Origin of the sequence: Leptospira borgpetersenii serovar Javanica (assembly GCF_003046425.1) — a bacterium.
GTDB classification, from domain to species: domain Bacteria; phylum Spirochaetota; class Leptospiria; order Leptospirales; family Leptospiraceae; genus Leptospira; species Leptospira borgpetersenii.
The window spans coordinates 1-19476 of record NZ_QAJG01000002.1 but is presented as its reverse complement, the minus strand read 5'-3'; the positions used below and the strand labels follow the sequence as shown (position 1 = coordinate 19476).

General features: G+C 37.4%; 13 protein-coding genes. 9 read left to right on the top strand and 4 right to left on the bottom strand.

All coding sequences use genetic code 11. The annotated features are described in order from the left end of the window. Positions 1–9: 9 nt before the first annotated feature. The 4 genes from CLV95_RS01690 to CLV95_RS01675 are packed head-to-tail and all read left to right on the top strand — an operon-like array spanning position 10 to position 7413. Positions 10–945, top strand: coding sequence for an STAS domain-containing protein (locus tag CLV95_RS01690; protein ID WP_002733674.1), 936 nt, complete (start codon positions 10–12; stop codon positions 943–945). Positions 946–948: 3 nt separating this feature from the next. Continuing rightward, complete coding sequence (murJ, locus tag CLV95_RS01685; RefSeq protein ID WP_002733738.1) at positions 949–2556, top strand: murein biosynthesis integral membrane protein MurJ; 1608 nt, start codon at positions 949–951, stop codon at positions 2554–2556. Further along, the gene (locus tag CLV95_RS01680) at positions 2553–2774 is read left to right on the top strand and encodes a DUF167 domain-containing protein (protein WP_002725659.1); all 222 of its coding nucleotides are present in this window, start codon (positions 2553–2555) and stop codon (positions 2772–2774) included. Before murJ ends, CLV95_RS01680 begins: the two co-directional genes overlap by 4 nt. A 19-nt stretch (positions 2775–2793) precedes the next feature. Continuing rightward, a complete protein-coding gene (locus CLV95_RS01675; RefSeq protein ID WP_016762571.1) occupies positions 2794–7413 on the top strand; it encodes an LA_1737 family protein in 4620 nt (1539 codons plus the stop codon). 56 nt (positions 7414–7469) lie between these two features. Here CLV95_RS01675 and CLV95_RS01670 read toward each other — a convergent pair whose 3' ends face one another. Then, positions 7470–7910 (bottom strand): MarR family winged helix-turn-helix transcriptional regulator, encoded by a 441-nt coding sequence (locus CLV95_RS01670; RefSeq protein WP_002726915.1) that lies wholly within the window; start codon positions 7908–7910, stop codon positions 7470–7472. 122 nt (positions 7911–8032) lie between these two features. Between CLV95_RS01670 and CLV95_RS01665 the strand changes: the two genes are divergently transcribed. Then, positions 8033–8404 (top strand): nuclear transport factor 2 family protein, encoded by a 372-nt coding sequence (locus tag CLV95_RS01665; RefSeq protein ID WP_002733570.1) that lies wholly within the window; start codon positions 8033–8035, stop codon positions 8402–8404. Between the two features lie 83 nt (positions 8405–8487). On the opposite strand, the gene CLV95_RS01660 is transcribed toward CLV95_RS01665, so the two are convergent. Beyond that, positions 8488–9432: a patatin-like phospholipase family protein gene (locus CLV95_RS01660; protein ID WP_002726910.1), complete on the bottom strand. Its 945-nt coding sequence runs from the start codon at positions 9430–9432 to the stop codon at positions 8488–8490. Next, positions 9429–10202, bottom strand: a complete 774-nt coding sequence (locus tag CLV95_RS01655) for a lysophospholipid acyltransferase family protein (RefSeq protein WP_002756007.1) — start codon at positions 10200–10202, stop codon at positions 9429–9431. Before CLV95_RS01655 ends, CLV95_RS01660 begins: the two co-directional genes overlap by 4 nt. Before the next feature lie 1607 nt (positions 10203–11809). On the opposite strand from CLV95_RS01655, the gene CLV95_RS01645 reads away from it, so the two are divergent. Genes CLV95_RS01645 through CLV95_RS01630 form a run of 4 tightly spaced genes read left to right on the top strand, consistent with a single transcriptional unit; the run spans position 11810 to position 18008 of the window. Further along, on the top strand, positions 11810–12634 hold the full coding sequence (locus CLV95_RS01645; RefSeq protein WP_107694850.1) for a CheR family methyltransferase: 825 nt from the start codon (positions 11810–11812) through the stop codon (positions 12632–12634). A 23-nt stretch (positions 12635–12657) separates the two neighbouring features. Beyond that, entirely contained in the window at positions 12658–13218 is a 561-nt protein-coding gene (locus tag CLV95_RS01640) for a chemotaxis protein CheB (RefSeq protein WP_002726918.1), read from the top strand. 23 nt (positions 13219–13241) lie between these two features. After that, a complete protein-coding gene (locus CLV95_RS01635; protein WP_002733658.1) occupies positions 13242–16874 on the top strand; it encodes a response regulator in 3633 nt (1210 codons plus the stop codon). An 18-nt stretch (positions 16875–16892) separates the two neighbouring features. Next, the gene (locus CLV95_RS01630) at positions 16893–18008 is read left to right on the top strand and encodes a sensor histidine kinase (protein WP_002731169.1); all 1116 of its coding nucleotides are present in this window, start codon (positions 16893–16895) and stop codon (positions 18006–18008) included. Between the two features lie 331 nt (positions 18009–18339). On the opposite strand, the gene CLV95_RS01625 is transcribed toward CLV95_RS01630, so the two are convergent. Next, positions 18340–18963 carry a hypothetical protein gene (locus CLV95_RS01625; RefSeq protein WP_002733631.1) on the bottom strand — a complete coding sequence of 208 codons (624 nt, stop codon included), beginning with the start codon at positions 18961–18963 and terminating at the stop codon, positions 18340–18342. Positions 18964–19476: the final 513 nt, after the last annotated feature.

Here is a 19476-nt window from a genome sequence, read left to right as displayed (position 1 = left end):
GATACAGAAGTGGAAATCAGATCCAGACTTTCCGGAGACATTCTCAAACTCAAACTTAGAGGACATTTGGACTCTGTGAGCGCAGAGGATTTTTATTCCTATTTGAAATCAAAATGGGAGGAGGGGATTCGCAAATTTTTATTCTCTTGCGAAGAATTGGAGTATATAGAATCCGAAGGGATCTGCGTTCTTGCAAGGTTCGAGAACTTCTTGAAAAACAGAGGGGCATCTTCCGCTTATTGTGCGTTCAACGAAGAATGCAAAACGCTTTTGAGCTTTTTGGGCTTCGGTAGATCAATCGCTTTTTTTGAAGATCTTCAACGTGCAGAGGAATATCTTTCTTTGATCAAAATTCAGGATCAGAGAAGGAATCGATCGGCTTCGACTCCAATCTCAAGGATCAAAAAAAATTCTCCGGTACAATTTTATTCTTCCGGTTCTTCTCCAAAAGATACGATTTCCCGTGATTCCCGCTCGATGTATGTTCCTGAGATTCAGACCGTTCCCGAAGTTGAACTTGAAATCGAATCAAAGAAGCCTCAAAAAATTTCCGAGCCGGAGAATTTAAAAACGGAAAATCCTCACAGTATTTCTAGTCAATCCCAGAGATTGCAGGCGTTTTTAAACGAACAAAAGGAACTGAAAGAATCTCCCGTTTCTCAAAAAGAAGTTTCGGTATTTTCTGAGAATGCTTCTTTATCCGATGTTTCTTCTGCGTCTTTTGTTTCGGATCGAAGTTCCGAAGTATATTCGGCAAAGTCCGTTCTTGAAAAAGCGATTCAAAACGAAAGGAATTTTCCCAAAAGAATTATTTATTGCGGGGCTTGTTCTTCTAGAATTCGAGTTTCAAAACCGGGAAGATACCAGTGCCCGGCTTGTCGGATTCAGTTTGACTTGAACACCATGGACGGAGTTCGATACTTAGAAAAACTTATAGGAACTTAAGAATTGCCCAACGCCGCATCACGAAGTATTGCACTTTCTTTTTACACGTTTTTATCCAGAATTTTAGGGCTTATCCGGGATCATTTTATGGCGGTTTCCTTTGGAACCGGAATGGTCGCTTCCGCGTTTTCAGTGGCGTATCGCCTTCCGAATATGTTTCGAAATCTTCTTGCAGAAGGAACTCTTTCCCAATCCTTCATGCCTCTTTATTCGGAGTCCGGAAAAATCGGCGAAGAAGAAGCAAAAGTCATGAGCGGAGCGGTTCTGTCCTTTTTGTTTTTTGTTTTATCTCTTCTTGTAGGAATCGTATTTCTTTTTTCTCCTTTTTTTCTCCCCATTCTCGTCGGAGGAACGAAAGAATATTCCGATTTAGTGATAGAGCTTACGTATATTCTGTTTTTCTTAATCGTTACTGCGAGTTTGTCCGCTATCTTTATGGCGATCTCCAACTCGAAGAATCGATTTTTTGTCCCTTCTCTTTCCCCGATCATCTTAAATTTAAGTTATCTTTTCGTATTCGTCTGTCTATTTCCGTTCGTGGAAGACGTTCACGATCGTGTAATCGTACTTTGTTTTGCGATCATCACGGGAGGATTTTTACAACTTTTGGTCCAGGTTTGGTACGTTTGGAAAAAGAAAGATATGCCAAAGATCAATTGGAATTGGAGACATCCTGCGATCAAAAAGATTTTTAAGCTGATGCTTCCCGCCGTGCTTGGAGGAGGATTTTATCAACTCGGTCTTCTTGCGGATATTTTTTTAGCGAACTGGGTGCAAAATCGTAATCCCGGACTTGGTGCAGTCGTGAGTTTGGATTATTCCCAAAGGCTGGTTCAATTACCTACGGGAATCATCGGAGTTGCGCTTGCGACCTCGATTCTTCCCGCTCTTTTACAATCCCTAAAAAAAGATGGATTGTCCTCCTTAAGACAGGAACTTGCCGCCGCTCTCGAATTCGCATTATTTTTAACGGTTCCTGCCGCAATTGGAATGGTTTTTCTTGCGGGACCGATTTTGGATTCGATTTATTTCGGAGGAAAATGGGACCGTCTCGCGACCGATACGGCGACTCAACCTTTGATCTTTTATTCTCTTGCGATTCCTTTTTTTAGTATCAATAAAATATTGATTTCTTCTTATTACGCCTTTCAAGACACGAAAACTCCTCTCCGGATCCAGTCCGTGTCGTTTACAATCAATATCATTCTAAACTTATCTCTAGTTTGGTTTTTAAAACATTCTGCGATCGCTCTTTCCTCTGCGGTTTCGGCGATGATTACCTTTTTTCTTTTGGGAATCTTTCTGAAAAAACACAAGATCGGATTTCCTTGGCCAGAACTTATGGGAAAAATTTCCAAAATGTTGATTCCGTTTTTGTTATTGGGGAGTTTCCTTTTCTTTCATCAAATATTCTTATATTCTCCGATTTTAAACTACTTAGGATCAATAGGGATCGATTACGTGCAGGCTTCCAGGATCCATTTAAGTCTGACGATTTTTCCTGCAGTTCTGATTTTTTTCGTTTTCAGTCTCATTTTTAGGGTGGATGGAGTATATCTTTTAGTCGGAAAATTGCGTCGGAAGAATCGAACTCCTGAAACAGGAACATGAAATTCACGGTTCGCGTTAAACCGAATTCAAAGAAGATTTTTTTTAGAAAAGAGGAAGACGGATCTATAACGATCGCGGTGCGGGAGCCCGCTTTGGAAGGAAAGGCGAACGAGGCGGTGATCGAAACGATTTCACGGGAAATGAAAATTCCCAAAAGAAAAATTAGGATCGTTTCCGGTGAAAAAGGAAAGAAGAAGACGATCGAAATTGATCCTTAAATTCTGCCTCAAACCAAAAATGCGAAATCAAATCCTTTTTACGATTCTATTGTTTTGTTCCGGAGTATTAACCGCACAAACGCAGGTCCGGTCGCAAGTCGAAGATCCTTTTGAAGAATTGATTAGAGAAAAAAAAGAAATTTTCGGAAGTGAAAAAGAAGAAAAGTATCCGGTCCGGATGCTTTTTGTAGACGTTGAAAAATGGCCAGGACATTTATCTTGGCACGCGTTTTGGTTGATTAGAAAAACCGATTATCCAAAATTTAAGCAATTTAGAATATTCCCATTTTATAATTCTATTGAGGCGAAGTCTGGAAAGGCAAGCTTGGATTCTGTTTTTCCATTTTTTAGTTATCGTAGGGTAGAGAAAAACGGATTTCAGGAGAAGACTTTTTTATCTCCTCTTTTTTATAGTAATAACGTAGAGCCGATAGGCGGTGGAGTTGGTTATAGGGAGTCTTCTAAATTTTATTGGTTAGGTTACAATTCTAATTCTTCCGGTCCTGGATTTGAAAAGAATTTTTCTATGTTTCCGGGTTTTTTGCCTTTGTTGATTTTAAAATCCGATTTAAATAACGGAATCAGATCCAATTCTATGATGGTTCTTCCCTTATTTTATTTTCATAAAAGTTCTTTGGAAGAATCAGACACTTGGTTTACTTTACTAAGATGGGGGCATGATACAGAAAAGAAATTTTTTAATTTTCTACCGTTTATATATTATACCAATTATAAAATCAAAGAAGATTATTCGTTTACTTTTTTTCCATTGTATCATCAATCCAGGTCGACTGGCTTAAACTCTCAAATGTTTTCTCATTATTCACCTTTTTTATTTTGGGAAAAAGAAAAGTTTTTGGATTCGGAATGGGAATCTTCCTTTTTACCTTTGCTTTTGTTTTATAAATCAAAGTTATTCGTTTCCGGAAAAGAAACCACTCGTTTATTTTTTGCTCCATTGGCTCTGTATCTTAAAGAAGATGGAGAAAATTATAAAATTCGAAACCTTCTAGTGTTTCAATGGGGAAAAGAAAACGACTGGAGTTATTTTAGGATTCTTCCTTTTTTCTATTGGTCCAAAACGAAAGATCAATCGGATGACGTTTTAACTTTTTTCCCTTTTTGGCTTTATAAAACAAATTCTTATTTTCATATTCCTATATTATTCTTTTTTAATGTATTTTCAGATGTTCAGAGTGAAACGGTTGCCCCATTTTTTTATAAGTATAACACATCGGATGAGAAAGAATTCTTTCTTTTAGGTTACCATTCTCGTTACGTTAGACCTGGTTCTTCTAATTTTGACAGTTTTACTCGTTTTTATCCGTTTTATTATTCCTCCTACAAACAAGACGGTTCGTCTTTTTTAGGGCTGGCGGGTTTATTTTATCGTTGGAAAGATTCTGAAGACGAAACCGTTACTAGGACTATTTTACCCTTTCATTATTATCAAAAAAACGAATATAATCTTTTGCTTCCTTTCTATTTTAGATTTGGAAGAGATGATATGGATTACGTTTCCTTTAGTCCGTTTCATTATAAACTTAGATCAAAAAACGTAGATAGAGATTGGGTTTGGTTTTATTATTCTTCGGAAGATAGGAAAGAAAAAACGAGTTCGCTTTTTGTGGCGCCTTTTTACTTTGAGTGGAAAAGTCCTGAGTCTAGAGGAGATATTTTACTTCCCGCGTATCTCAAATATTATGAAAAGAACAAAAACTTAGAATTGTATTTTGGAGGTTTTTCCGTTTCTCAAACAGTTGGAAGGTTCGACGCTTCTTTCAAATCGAACGCTTTCGGAAAAGAATACTATATAGATTTAGATTATTCTTTTATTTATAATTTATTTAGCATTTCTTTGCGAAAAGAAGTTTCCAACCCACTTACTTTTTTTACGGATGAAAAAAAAGAAGAAGAGTTAGCTTTAGTACAAGTTCAAAACCCAAAAAGTAATGAAGTTAAAAAAAGTTTTAGCATCGAAAAGACGAGTGAGGAATCTAAGACACTCACGTCGAATGAAAATTCCAATTTCGCTTCTTATAAAAAATTGGCTAGGGAAACTTCTAAAAATTATTTCGGCTGGGAGGCTTTGTTTGGAATTGTCAGTTATCAATCCGGAGACTATAAAAAACATTTTCGAATTCTTCCCTTGACTTGGTTTACTTGGGGGACAAAAAGCAAAGATTACATATTTTTTTGGCCTTTGCCGCCCGTTTTTTTTGGAAAGGTGGGAAACGAATCGTATCGGGTTGTGTTTCCTTTTTACGCGGAACAAAAGAAAGGAACAGACTTTGTTCTTTCTTTAGGAATTTTTCTATTTTTAATGGAAAAAGAAAAAGATCGTAGGGAATATTCCGTTCTTTGGCCTTTAATACATTATGCGAAATCTAAAGAAGAAATTTCGTATCGTTTTTTTCCTATTTTTACCCATCGTGAAACAGTCGAACGTTTGGAAACGAAAAGTATATTCTATTATCGTTATAAAGAAAAAACCGTAAGTTACGAAACTTCTTCTTTTCACGGAATTTTATTTCCTTTTTACCAGGCTTCCGAGGAAATTTTTACAAAAAAAGATTTTAGATCCGGTTCTGGATATAATACTTTGATTCCTTTTTATTTCCGAAGCTACTCGGATCGTTTTGAAAGTGAAAAAAAGATTTTTCAAGAAAGAAATTTATATTCTATTTTATTCTTATATTCTTATAAAGAGGATCTGCTTTTAAAAAGAAGAGAATCTTCTTTCCTAAGTCCGTTTTATTATTTTTCGTATGAAGAATCAGATATTTTGTCTATTTCCGACCTAAATTTGATTTTGCCGATTCCTTTTATCGTTTGGGGAAGGGACAAAAAAGGAGAGGATGGGGACAAACGATTTCGTTTTATCTTAGGTTATTATACCTCTTCTTTTTTTCAGAGATCAGTGAACGCTACCTTTCGAAAATCTTCTTGGAATTTTCTTTTATTTACGGGTGGAGAAAAATATATAGACGATTCTTATTCTTCTTTAGGAGCGCAGGAAACGACCCGTTTTTATTTATTCCCGTTCTATTTTGGAGAAGAAATCACGGAAGGTGGAAATTGGACGTATCGATCTCATAAAATTCCGATTTTATATTCCAACCAAACAACTCCTATCTCTTATGATATTACAATTTTATTATTTTCTGGATTTAAATCTGATCCGGAATCGGGCATCAAACGTACAATGATTCTTCCTTTTTGGTATCAGAGTGAGAACATAGATAAGACCTCTGGAAATGATTATAAGAATTTTAAAACTTTTACCCCAGTTTTTTTTCAAACAGAAACTTCTGAAAATTTGGCAAACGGAGAAAAAAGTTCCAAAATTTCTAGGCTCTATACAATTCTTCCACTTCCAATGTTTTATACGTTTGAATCTAAAATCAAACGTGATTTGAATGCTTCTCGTGATTTAGTTGTAGAAGATGAATGGGGTTTTGATTGGTTGCTTTTTATCAATTATAAAAAGGAGAATAAAATTCTTTTTACAATTGAAACACAAACGGTTTCAGAAAATAAAACTCGAATTACAACTGAAACAGAATCAGTTTCACTCAAGACGTTATTTGCTCTTTATGGTTATGAAAAGAGTGAAAAATTTTCAAACCGTACCACAGTTTTAAAACGACAGATCAGTACTTACTTTTTTCCATTGTTTTTTTATAAAAGCACCGATTTGAAAGATGATTCATCTACTTATAGGTGGATGGTTCCGATTTTAGTTTATAGAAGTTTTCAAGGAAATCAGGACGGAGCCGTGATTTCTCATACCAATTTACTTGGAATTTTATTTGACTATCAAAGAGACGACGTAATGAAAAAGAATAGTGTCTTTTTCTTTCCTTCGATTTACTATTCTAACGATCAAAAAAACAAAGATAAAATTTTTTTCTTTCTTCCTTTCTTTTATACTCGGTTGTATGGAGATTCAGAATCCAATTTTTTTATCCTAGGTTATTATCAACGTAATAGTGAATGGTCCAATCGTTATAACTTTTTATACTTATTCGATTTGGAATCCTACGTGTCCGATCAAAGAAAAGAGCTTAGTCTTTTTTTGGGAGTATTTAACGCGGAGTTTGAAAGGAACAGAACACGATGGGGTGTTTTCGGAGGGATTCTGTTAGGTTACGAATCTACTCCTCAGATGACTGATTGGAATTTTTTATGGATTCGGTATTTAAATTCTCCTCAGGAAAAAATCCAAAACTTTTTACCTATTTATAGATACGGCGAAACCCAAGAAGGTTATTCGTTTTTGGCGCCTCCGATTTTGACGTATCATTCAGAGGATTCGGAAGGTTTGATAACGTTAGGCGGTCTTGGTCTTATTTATTACCAGAATCGTTCCAAAATGGAGAAAGAAGAATCCACCAAAATTTTAGGAGGACTTTTGTACTTCTCCGAAAAAAAGGCGCTTAGAGGTTTTCAAAATTACGGAGTTTTAGGCGCACCTTTTATCGGAGGATTACTTTGGAATTACGAACTAGAAGAAGAGACCGGTTTCCAAAAAATGTCCTTTTTAAAATTCGTTTTTAGTCGGACTACTTATAAGGGTAAAACTTGGAACAGTTACTTTGGGATTTCTCCTTCTTTATGGTTTGATGAAAATGATTAAAGTTTCCGCAAAATAAAGTTGAAAAGATTTTTTCTAAAAGTATGAGTTTATATTTTTTAATATTTATTCAGTTTTCTAAAAATTCTTAAAAGTTCGCTTGTTTCCTTGGGAGTCAGTTTGGACACGAAAATTTCCCGAATACCTTCTTCATAAATCGGCCAAGAGTTTCTTAAGGCTTGAATTCCTGAAGAAGTGATTTCTATAATGAACTCTCTTGCGTCTTCTTCGCTTCTTTCTCGTTTTAAGAAACCTTCGGCGACCAATTTATCAACGGAACGGGTCAACGCGCTTTTACTGAGAATAATTTCTTGAGCTATATCGGACATTCTGGATCGTTTTTTAGGTTTTGTATAAACTGCATAAAGTACGTCGTACCAAGTGAGGGAAATTGCCTTCATTTTCGTAAGATCGGATTCGATTTTGGAGGAAGCAGACGTATAAAATTTCAATCCGGCGGCCCACGCGTCGATCGACTGTTTCGATAATTTTTCCTTCATTAAAGCCAAAGTTTAATTTTTTAGTTGCATTTGCAATCATTATTTGGGCAAATGGAATAGTTGCAATTGCAACTAAGTTCTTTCCGAATTTTACACGGTGAGAATCTAAAAGGAGTAAGAAGATGAACATACAAACACAAAGTATCAAAAAAAACGTTTCTAAATTAAACGAAATGATTCTCGCAGGCGATGTGATCAAAGCCTTTGAGGAGTTCTATCACCCAAACGTAGTAATGCAGGAAAATACGCAGAATCCTACTGTCGGCTTTGAAGCAAATCTTGCGAGAGAAAAGGACTTTGTATCCAAAGCGAAATGGAATCACGCGGAAGTTTTAGGCACAATCGTGGACGAAGAAAAAAATAGAAGTGTTGTCGAGTGGGTAGTTGATTATATTCATAAAGAATGGGGGCACGTTAAAGCGACACAAGCGAGTGTTCAAACTTGGCAAGATGGAAAGATCATTCACGAAAGGTTCTACTACACTCTCGGTTGATGTTGTCCGGGATAAGAAGCTATTTTTCTTATCCCGTTCCTACCTGATTGCGATCAGGCTTATGTTTCGTCTATAGGTGGGAATTATTTTGTCTTTTTTCTTCTGGAGATGGATTTCTTTTGTCCAGCTTTATCTTTCGTAAAAAGTTTCGAAAGGAGTTTTCCAATTTCTTCTCCTTTAGAAATTCCTAAATTTACCGCCTCTTTCAGTTTATTCGCATTTGTAGTAACGAGAGTTACCGGTAAAGGATTTTCGGGAGATATCGTATGGATTAGAACTCCTTCCGGAGGTTTTTGTGCAACTGCTCGTGCAAGATTGAAATGGTGATGATGCCATCTATTCATCAGTTTTGCCATTTTCCAGTCTTTTGGAAAAGATAGAAGACTGGTCAGCATTCCGAACGGAGGAGAAATCCTTTCCACGGGAGAATTTAAGACAACGGTAATATCTTTATAACCTGCCTCAATCAAATCTCCTAGCGGAAGAGGGTTGAGTATTGCCGCGTCTGAATATAATTTCCCGTCCACTTTATGTTTCCCTCTAGTTGCGATCGGAAGAGACGTTGCGGCTTTCAAGAGATCGAATATATTCGAGGAAGTTGCACGCACGTATTCGATTGTTCGAGTCTGAAGATTGCTGACCGCGACTCTTAATTCGGGTAGACCGAATTTTTCAAAATTCTCTGCCGGTAAGGGATATTTGTGTCCGAACAGATCATCTACGAGATATTCTTGGTCTAAAAAAGTTTTTCCCTGAAAGGGGTGAAAGGGAGATATAAGTTTTCTTCCGGCGAGTTCAATGTACCAAATTGCAAGAGTTTTTAAGCTTTTTTCAGGCTCTGGCTTGGGCATTGTTACGTAATAAGCGGCCGAACATGCACCTGAGGAAACCGCTACGACCAAATCGTAATGTTTCGGGGAAACTAGGGTATGCAAAGCATGTAACGCGCCGCCGGCAAATGCCCCTTTCATCCCGCCGCCTTCTACGAGAAGGGCGCGTTTGCTTCCTTTTGCTATCGGGATTTTCATATGATTGATTCAACCTTTGTGGAATCTATTTCTTCAAAACTTTCTAATTTAGATTTTTTGAATTCGAATGGATAAGTAAGGTTGGTGAGACTTGCGATTTCGTGCATACGTTCGTGTAGAAATTCCTCCGGATTCTCGTTCGGATTCAAATATTTTAATTCTCCGATTCGAATCGATAATTTCGTTCTCCGTAAAAAACCTCGAGGCTGATAGTCTAAACCTAAACATAAAACCGGAAGAGGGGTTTCGGGTTTTCCTACAATAAAACGAAATGCTCCTGGTTTCCCCCTTCCCATCTTGTAAGGAATCGTGGTTTGTTCGGGAAAGATGACCAGCATATTACCATTGTATAATACCTTCCTTGCAAAAAGAAGATCTCTTTTACTTTTGCGGGGTTCGAGTCGATTGAGTGGAATCCCTCCGCATTTTAAAAAGAAATTAAAAAACATTGGAGCGGCCATAGAATCTTTCATAATCGCCCAGATGTCCCAACGGGCTTTGTACAAACCTTTTGCAAGGCCGACCGGAATGTCGTCGTTTCTTTGGTGTTTTACAAGCACAAGAACGGTTCCTTCTTTCGGAACGTTTTCAAGTCCGCTGACGTCAGTTTTATAAAAAAGGCTTCCGTAAATTCTTCCAAACCAGCGGAGAATTTTTCGTGCTCGAAGCGAACTGCCCGGATGTATGCCCGGCTCCACGTCGCCGGAAACATCTTGCTTTTTAGCGATTCTATTTTGTTTTTTATTCACACGAGTCTTTTGAGAATTCATATATCTTATCTGAGTCAGAATAAACGGACAGGTTACAAAAAAAAGAAATTCTTTTTTTGAATTTGGAAATTTACGTCTCATTTTGTTACAAAAATAATTTGCAATTTTGAGGATGAATTTATTTTTCGTCGCAAAAAACGCGTAAGATCGGTTTCTTAAAGAGCAATGCTACATTCTATTGAATGAAAACAGACTGCCAGTGGGGTGCAATTCCCAAAAGTATGGGGCCGGTTAAATCTGTCGCAGAAGATTTCAAGAATAGGAACGTGTAGATGTTTTTAAAAATATTTACAGCGCGTCCCAAAACCTGCGGAAGCGATTCTTAGAGAGCGGCACTTTAGTTTTCTACTTTATCAGAAAGATCAAGCTGGTAACTAAAGCGTCTCGCTTCTATTGGCGCTCGGGAAACTCAACGTCTCGCTTCTATTGGCGCTCGGGAAACTCAACGTCTCGCTTCTATTGGCGCTCGACGGGTTCTTGTAGATTTATTTTAAAATATTATAATATGTGAAATGATCTGTGGGTATTGGTGATCGCTTACGAAGTTCGGCCGGGAAAAATTCTACGAAATCATGTCAAATTATGCATAAGACGGCGTATTCCTGGATGTAAGTCAATTGTGCAATGGGCCAACGTTCATGGTGACACCATGTAAAAGAAACTTTCAATTCTATAGACCATCTCAAAAACCAACGTTAAGAAAGTTTATACATCAGAATTGTCGAAAAAGCTACTCAGAACTACATAAAAGAATACCTAATATTTTGCGCTGAAACAGGACTTTGGAATAAAATTTACGATACTCAATTTTTATAGGTATCAGTAATAACCGACACAATGGATTCAGAGTAATTTTAATTCGTTAAGAAACGTGAGTTCGGGGTAACAAATGCGAAAGCGCTTATTAAGCTGCGATCCATAGAGAGATGGCGCTTTAGTTTGAAAAATTCAGGTGAAACGCTTTTTACGAAAGTGTTTCCAATTATAAAATTTGAAAGCGATTCGCCTAAACTTTTTTATATCGAAGTCACGTAAAGATTAGAAAATTACTCGTAAGTTCAATCGTTATTTTTAATTTTTTCGATGGGTTGTTTTGATGCCGGTTCTGATATGGCTTTCGGAAAAGGATTTGCGATAAAGGTTTGGGGGATTTTCATGAAAAACGTGGTTGTGCCCTCTATATTTCCTAAAATTAAAATTCGTGAATATTATTATGGGTATGATTTTAAATGAGAAAATTAGTATATAAATAATAAGGAATTTATCTTTTTTAAAACGGGATTTCCTAAAAATTGAACCGGTTTGAAATAAATTGTTGATCAAAATATATTTTGACGGTTCAATAAAGTCATTCTTTTCAAATAAAGTCGGTCGAATTTTTTACGAGGTTAATCTTATTCCGGAAGAGTTCTTTTTATTAAGAGTTTATCCCAAAACCGTACAATGTGGGAACTTCTAAAAGGGACGGTTTCTATGGAAATTCCTTCGTTTTGTGAAAAATTCGCGATGATATTTCTACCAAAGTTTTTGGGACAAGTTTTAAAAAGAGGAGGAAACTCTGTTACGGTTTGAAAATCACGAGATCTTCTGAATCGAAAGAAATGTTTATGACGTCTAAGGATACTCAGGACATGGAAATCGATCTTCTTTTGAAGGCGATTTTTCAAAGATATGGTTATGATTTCAGGCAATATTCCGAAGCTCATATACGAAGACGATTGATGAGTCGGCTTGTGCTTTCAGGTTTCAGTAATATTTCCGAAATGCGGGATCAGGTATTACACGACGAAACTTTTGCTACGAAGTTGTTGCAGGATTTATCGATCACCGTTACAGAGATGTTTCGTGATCCTGACTTTTACGCGTGTTTGAGAGAAAAGGTCATTCCTATTTTAAAAACGCATCCATTTGTGAAAATTTGGCATGCGGGTTGTTCTACCGGAGAAGAGGCGTATTCTATGGCGATCGTTCTTAAAGAAGAGGGTTTGTATGAAAGGTCGGTTATTTACGCCACCGATTTTAATGAACTCGCTTTGAATACGGCAAGGGAGGGCATTTTTAGAAATGCGGCAATGAAGGAATACACGATCAATTATCAACTTTCGGGGGGAAAAGGGTTCTTTTCGGATTATTATACCTCCGATCAGGAGATGGTAATTATGAATCAAATGCTGAAAAAGAATATCGTATGGGCTAATCATAATTTAGTAACGGATCGTGTTTTTGCGGAAGTTAATCTTGTGTTATGTAGAAATGTTTTGATTTATTTTAAGGGAGATCTGCAGAGCAAAGTGCATCGCCTTTTTTTTGAAAGTCTCGTAAACGGAGGACTTCTTTGTCTGGGTTCTAAAGAAGGAATTTCTTATGGGAATTTATGGGAGAAATACGATACATTGGATTTGAAACAAAAGATATACAAGAAAAGATATTAGATAAGTTATATTATAAAATTTGTATGAAATACGAGGCGATTGTGATCGGAGTTTCCGCAGGGGGGATGAATGCGATGAAAACGATATTGTCATCTTTACCCGCGGAATACGGAATTCCGTTGATCCTCGTTCAGCATATCGGTCCCCGTTCCGACGGGACGTGGATTCGGGTTCTCCGGGATTTTTCTAAGATCAAAATCAAAGAGGCGGAGGAAAAGGAAAAGATCGAACCGGGAACGGTTTATGTAGCTCCGCCTAATTATCATTTATTGATTGAAAAAGATAAAACGATTTCCCTTTCAACTAGCGAGCGAGTGAATTTTTCGAGGCCTTCTATAGACGTTTTATTTGAATCCGCTTCTGATGCTTACGGTGACGGATTGATCGGAATCGTTTTAACGGGTGCAAATTCGGACGGTGCAAAGGGTTTAAAAAAGATAAAAGAAAACGGCGGTTTGGCGATCGTTCAAGATCCATTATACTCCGAGGTTTCTTTGATGCCGGAGTCGGCTATCAGGGCGGGGCCGGTGGATTATATACTTTCTTTGGAAAAGATTGCGGAACTACTGATAAGATTGGATTAAAATAATCTAAATCGAGGATATACATGACCATTCGAAGAAAACTGATCATCGGATTTTCTATTATTCTAACGATATTGTTTATCAGTGTTTTATTCGTTATTGAGATGCTTTCTGATTCAAACGAGAGACTGAAACGCATCGTGGATCTATCCGCAAAAAAAGTAAGTTTGTCTCACGAGATTTTAATCTATGTTTTGGAAGCGTCTCGCCACGAAAAAAATATCATCCTAGAAAGAGATTATATAAAGAAGCTTTATTATAAGGATCGACTTTATAAGGCGGTAGATTCGGCCGATCAAAAGATGATCGAGTTGGAGATGTACGCCGACAAGGACGGATCAAAGGCGCTGGATGATTTCAAGTCTTTGTGGGTCACTTATAAGTCCGATGTGGCTCAAATCGTATTTTTCGCTTTGAAAAATAATGAAAATCGGGCATTTGAAATTTCCATTCGAAAAGGTCTTACTATACGAGACTCTATTATAAAAACATTGGATTATCTCGTAAAAAAAAGCGAGAAAGAAATCCAAACAGATAAGCAGGAAAATGAGAAAAGATACTATTTTACTCTTCTTTTTTTAGTTCTGTTGGTTCTGACGAGTTTTCTCATCGAGATTGCAATTTCTTATTGGATTATAAGAACGATTAGTCTAAGGATTCAGTTTATTGCAAAGAAAGCGGAAAGGATCGCCAACCGGGAACTTTCGGATAATCGATTGGTGGACTTTGCAAATGATGAACTCCGAGCCGTGTACGAATCCTTAAGTAGGATTCGCCAAAGTTTCAAGGAAATAACAGATAGTGCAAATAACGTAGCTTCCGGAAATTATCTCATAGACTTTGTACCCAAATCGGAAAAGGACGTTTTGGGAAATTCTTTACGTACGATGACTTCCTCTCTCAGAAAGAAGACTCAAGAAAATGAAAAACACAATTGGATAATGAGCGGTCAAAATCTTCTCAATGAAAAATTAAGAGGGGACAAAGCAGAGTCGGTTCTTTCAAACGATGTCATCATTTTTTTATCTAGTTATTTGAAAGCTAACGTAGGCGCGATCTATCTTTGCGACGACCAGAAATATTCCTTATCGATTTTCGGGAGATATGGTTTTACTTCTACCGATTGTTCTTCCGAAAAGTTTATTTTAAATGAAGGTTTGATCGGTCAGGCGGCAGCCGACCAAAAACAGGTTCTTTTGACGAATGTAGAGGAAGAATCGATTCGTATCATATCCGCTGTAATAGACACAAAACCGAAAGAAATCCTGATCGTGCCGTTTATGTTCGAAGGGAAAACGGAAGGTGTGATCGAACTAGGGAAGCTTGATTCCTTTTCATCTTCCGAAATCGAATTCGTCAGTGCAGCCGTCCAGAGTATAGGAATCAGTTTCAATTCTTCCAGGGTGAGAAGACGTGTTCAAGAACTTCTGGAGCAAACCCGGATTCAGAGTGAGGAACTTCAGACGCAACAGGAAGAGCTAAAACAGATGAACGAGGAATTGGAAGAGCAGACGCAGATTTTAAGGCAACAACAGGAGGAGTTAAAAGTTTCTAACGAAGAACTGGAAGAACAGACTCGAGTTTTAGAAATGAGGAATAAGGAACTGGAATTAGCAAAAAATAATATTGAGCAAAAAACGGAACAGCTGGAACTTTCGGGGAAATACAAATCCGAATTTTTGGCGAACATGTCTCACGAATTGCGGACTCCTTTAAACAGTCTATTGATTCTTTCTAAAGATCTTGCGGACAATAAAAAGAAAAATCTAGACGAGGATCAGGTGGAAAGTGCGAACATCATTTATAAAAGCGGGCATGATCTCCTAGTTTTGATAAACGAAGTGCTGGATTTATCCAAAATAGAATCGGGTAAAATGTCGGTTAACCTGGAAAGAGTCGTACTTAGGACGTTTGTAAAAGATCTTATAAGCGGATTTAAACTCCAGGCAACGAAAAAGAAACTGGATTTGGATCTGATTTATTACGAGGATTTACCGGAAAAGATCCGTACTGATCCCCAACGGTTGGATCAAATTTTGAAAAATTTAATCTCAAACGCGTTAAAATTTACGGAACGAGGAGGGATTCAATTAGAAGTCAAAAGACAAAATTCCGATAAAATTCTTTTTTCCGTAATCGATTCCGGAATCGGAATCCCGGAGGAAAAATACTCGGCGATCTTTGAAGCATTTCAACAGGTGGACGGAAGTACGAGTAGAAAATACGGGGGAACCGGGCTCGGTTTATCGATCTCCAGAGAACTTGCCGGGTTATTAGGAGGAGAAATTTATCTCAAAAGTAAAATAAACAAAGGCTCAACATTCTCTTTATTACTTCCGATCGAGGGCAAAAAGAATGAGACTTCGATTCCAGAAGAAGAAATAGGAGTTGTTGCCAATTTCGAAACTTTTGTAAAGCAAGATCAAAGCGAATTCGTAAATTATCCGGCCTTGAAGGACGATAGAAATGAAATTGTTGAAGGAGACAAAATTCTTTTGATCGTCGAAGACGATTTAAAATTTGCATCGATTCTGCTTAAACAAGCCAATGAAAAAGGATTTAGAGGAATTTCCGCAGCGACCGGAGAAGATGGATTAGTTCTGGCCCGAAAGCATAAACCACACGCGATTCTTTTGGATCTGGATCTACCCGGAATGGATGGGCATGCTGTATTGAACGAATTAAAAGCGGATCAGTCGGTTAGACATATTCCCGTTCATATAATTTCCGCAAAAGAATATTCCCTCAAGCTCATTCGGGATGGGGCGGTGGAGTATATTAAGAAACCTGTAAATAAGAAACAGTTGGACGAAGCCTTCAATCGTATCGAACATTTTATTAGCAGAAAGATGAAGAATCTCTTGATCATCGAGGACGACGAAAATTCGAGAAGGACGACGCGAAAATTGATCGGAAACGATGACGTGAAATGTTTCGAAGCCAGCTCCGGTAAGGAAGCATTGTCGGTTTATAGTGAGAATCATTTCGATTGTATCGTTTTGGATATTGGCCTTCCTGATATGAGTGGTTTCGATTTGATACGCGAGATGGAAAAAATCAAAGAAAAACAGATTCCTCCGATCATCATTTATACGGGAAGGGAGCTTACAAAGGAGGAAAGCAAGGAACTCCAGGAATATTCGGAAAGTATCATCATAAAAGGAATCAAATCCGAGGAAAGACTATTGGACGAAACCGCTTTAGTTCTCCATAGAATGATCAACAATCTTCCCGAATCGAAACAGAATATTATCAACAGGTTATATGATAAGGATTCCGTTTTTTTTCAAAAGAGAATTATGCTGGTCGACGACGATATGAGAAACGTTTTTGCGTTATCGAAAATATTGAGCGAAAAGGGGATGGAAGTCTTAAAAGCTGAAAACGGAAATAATGCTTTGGAACTTCTTTCCAAAAGCGAGAATGTTGATATGATTCTTATGGATGTTATGATGCCGGAGATGGACGGATACGAGGCGATGAGGAGGATCCGCTCAAATTTAAAGTATAAAGATACTGTTATTATCGCTCTTACGGCGAAAGCAATGAATGATGATCGACAAAAGTGCATCGATGCAGGTGCAAATGATTATATATCTAAGCCGGTAGATGTGGAGCGATTGTTTTCCTTGATGAGAGTTTGGTTAAGTAGATAGCGGGTTGTGTTAAAAATCATGAAATTAAAACCGAAAATATTGATTGTAGACGATAAGTCTGAAAACTTGATCGCTTTGGAAGTCGTACTTAAGAATTTGGATGTAGAACTCGTTAAAGCTCTTAGCGGAAACGATGCTCTGAAGGCGATTTTACATCATGAGTTCGCCTTGGCTTTGTTGGATATACAAATGCCGGAGATGGACGGATACGAACTGGCAGGTATCATAAGAGAAGAAAGTAAAACTGCACATTTACCGTTCATTTTTATTTCCGCGGTTTATACGGATAACCTGAACGTATTTAAGGGTTATGAAAAAGGGGCGTTCAGCTTTATCACAAAACCGTTTCAACCTGAGATTTTGATCAATAAGGTTCAATTCTTTATAGATAAATATATTCAGGATATTACGTTGCGCGAGTTGAACGAAAGTCTCAAACAGAAAAATCTAGAATTGGAATATTCGAACCGAGAGTTAGATGCTTTTTGTTATTCGGTTTCTCACGATTTAAAGGCTCCTCTGCGCGGGATAAGGGGCTACACAAAGATATTAAAAGAGGATTATAAAGATAAATTAGACGAAGAGGGAGAAAGGATACTCGGATTAGTCATCGAAAACTCCCTGAAAATGAGTACCTTAATTGATAGTCTTCTACTTTTATCCAAGTTGGGAAAAAAGGATATGAGGAAAAATCCGATCAATATGAATGAGTTGGTGAATAGGATTTTGGAGGAGTTTCAGGAGGATTTAAAAAAGGGAAAGTTGGAATTGGAAGTGAAGAATCTTCTTCCTATTATGGGTGACGCGGAATTGTTAAAGCAAGTTTTGATCAATCTTATATCCAATGCGATCAAGTATTCCTCTAAGAAGGAAAATCCAAAAGTTGAAATTGGGTGTTTGGAGGAGGAAAAGGAAATTACGTATTATGTAAAAGACAACGGCGCCGGTTTTAGCATGCAATATGTGAACAAGCTCTTCGGAGTATTCCAGAGATTACATGAAAATAGTGAATTCGAAGGAATCGGGATTGGACTCGCAATCGTTCAAAGAATCGTATTACGTCACGGAGGTAGAGTTTGGGCGGAGGGAGAAGTGGATCAGGGAGCCACATTTTATTTTGCTTTACCGAGATGAGGACATTTTCCTTTTAGAATAACGTGAATTCGTGGAGAAAACTTAGGCGAATAAAAACTGAAATATAACTCTTTGAATTGAGTGTTGCTGCCCAGATGCCGATTACGATGGAATCTTCCCATTCCCCCAAAATTTTTCAAACTAAAGGGCTGCTTGCTATGAATTACAGCATAATAATCGTTTTTGTATTTGTTATATCGAACTCACGTTAACTTAATATTTTGGATCGGAGTATCATAGAAAGTAGTAACTCGTTTGGATCCTTGTGCAAAACTACTGCGAAAAATTTCAGGTTTAGTCTTGAATTTGGGTACTTAAATAATATTATATTTTAATTAAGTATTTTCCTAAGATCTACTTCTCTGCAATTTGACACTTGAAGAAATTTCGGGAAGGTCCGATCTTTAGCATGTTCATTCAGGAAAATTTCGAAGATGCCTTTAAATTCTATTATATAGTCCAACTCGTAAAATCGTCTTTCAAGACCCCGAGAAAAGGAAAAATCGCTTTTCCAGTTGATTCTTACTCTAATAGGCAAATTGGGTTTTAAGCGGGCTATTTGGAAGTTGTGCCTTTTAGGAACGCCGATGTTTTTCCCGTTAAAATATAAATTTACTTCCTCTGGATTTATTTTCTCAAATTCAAAGATATCAAATTCGAATCTAGTTACTTTCGAATAATTGAATGTAATTTCGTCCCTATCGTCGTAAAAACTATTCTCAGGAACCTTCGTGGACGGATGGTGATCTAGAATAACGAAAAACTCGGAATCGGAGAAGGATTTGTTGTTGCTTAGATCCAAGCCGAGATAATGTGTACTTCGGTTTTCTATCTTAGCAGTCTTAGACTGAAGGTGATCCGGCCATATCGAAACGGGTCTATTTTGAAAGCCGCGATCCTCTTTGGATAATACCAGCCGATTTTTAAATATTTGGATTACTACTTTAGGTTTCATTTATTTTTCTTTTGCCTTTATAAGAAATTTTATAAGAATTCGCTGACGTCAATAGATTAGTATAATTTTTGAACGAAGATAGTTTAAAGTGTGATATTTTTGATTCACGGAGTTCAAAGAAGGCCGATGGAGGAAACTAAAGCATCTCGTTCCCTAACATAACCTTAGCCACAAATACTTGGATCTGAAGATAAATCTGTCGGAATTACTACAAATCCTCTGTGAAACTTACGCCCCACCCTGATTTTGGGTGGAGGGGAGAGGCGGTGGGAAGACTCGGGAGGTTTTCTTTACCACAAAATCATACTTCTTGCAAGTAAAAAGCCTCATTCTTGTCGGAACACTTGAAAAATATCAGTTTTTGATCCTTATGATCCCAAAAGCCTTCTTAACTTGTGGGTAACGTTATGGCTCCCTACCATAACGTTACCCACAAATATCGGAAAGAATTAGATTTTTAAATGAACTTCTCCAAAATAGTAAAGGGACGTATAATGGATGCTAAACATTGGA

What these genes read in the sequence shown, in the direction of transcription:
- CLV95_RS01660 (WP_002726910.1), bottom strand. Translation starts at nt 9,432, where the DNA reads ATGAAAATCCCGATAGCAAAAGGAAGCAAACGCGCCCTTCTCGTAGAA.
- CLV95_RS01665 (WP_002733570.1), top strand. Translation starts at nt 8,033, where the DNA reads ATGAACATACAAACACAAAGTATCAAAAAAAACGTTTCTAAATTAAAC.
- CLV95_RS01625 (WP_002733631.1), bottom strand. Translation starts at nt 18,963, where the DNA reads ATGAAACCTAAAGTAGTAATCCAAATATTTAAAAATCGGCTGGTATTA.
- CLV95_RS01670 (WP_002726915.1), bottom strand. Translation starts at nt 7,910, where the DNA reads ATGAAGGAAAAATTATCGAAACAGTCGATCGACGCGTGGGCCGCCGGA.
- CLV95_RS01680 (WP_002725659.1), top strand. Translation starts at nt 2,553, where the DNA reads ATGAAATTCACGGTTCGCGTTAAACCGAATTCAAAGAAGATTTTTTTT.
- CLV95_RS01645 (WP_107694850.1), top strand. Translation starts at nt 11,810, where the DNA reads ATGACGTCTAAGGATACTCAGGACATGGAAATCGATCTTCTTTTGAAG.
- CLV95_RS01655 (WP_002756007.1), bottom strand. Translation starts at nt 10,202, where the DNA reads ATGAATTCTCAAAAGACTCGTGTGAATAAAAAACAAAATAGAATCGCT.
- CLV95_RS01640 (WP_002726918.1), top strand. Translation starts at nt 12,658, where the DNA reads ATGAAATACGAGGCGATTGTGATCGGAGTTTCCGCAGGGGGGATGAAT.
- CLV95_RS01675 (WP_016762571.1), top strand. Translation starts at nt 2,794, where the DNA reads ATGCGAAATCAAATCCTTTTTACGATTCTATTGTTTTGTTCCGGAGTA.
- CLV95_RS01635 (WP_002733658.1), top strand. Translation starts at nt 13,242, where the DNA reads ATGACCATTCGAAGAAAACTGATCATCGGATTTTCTATTATTCTAACG.
- CLV95_RS01630 (WP_002731169.1), top strand. Translation starts at nt 16,893, where the DNA reads ATGAAATTAAAACCGAAAATATTGATTGTAGACGATAAGTCTGAAAAC.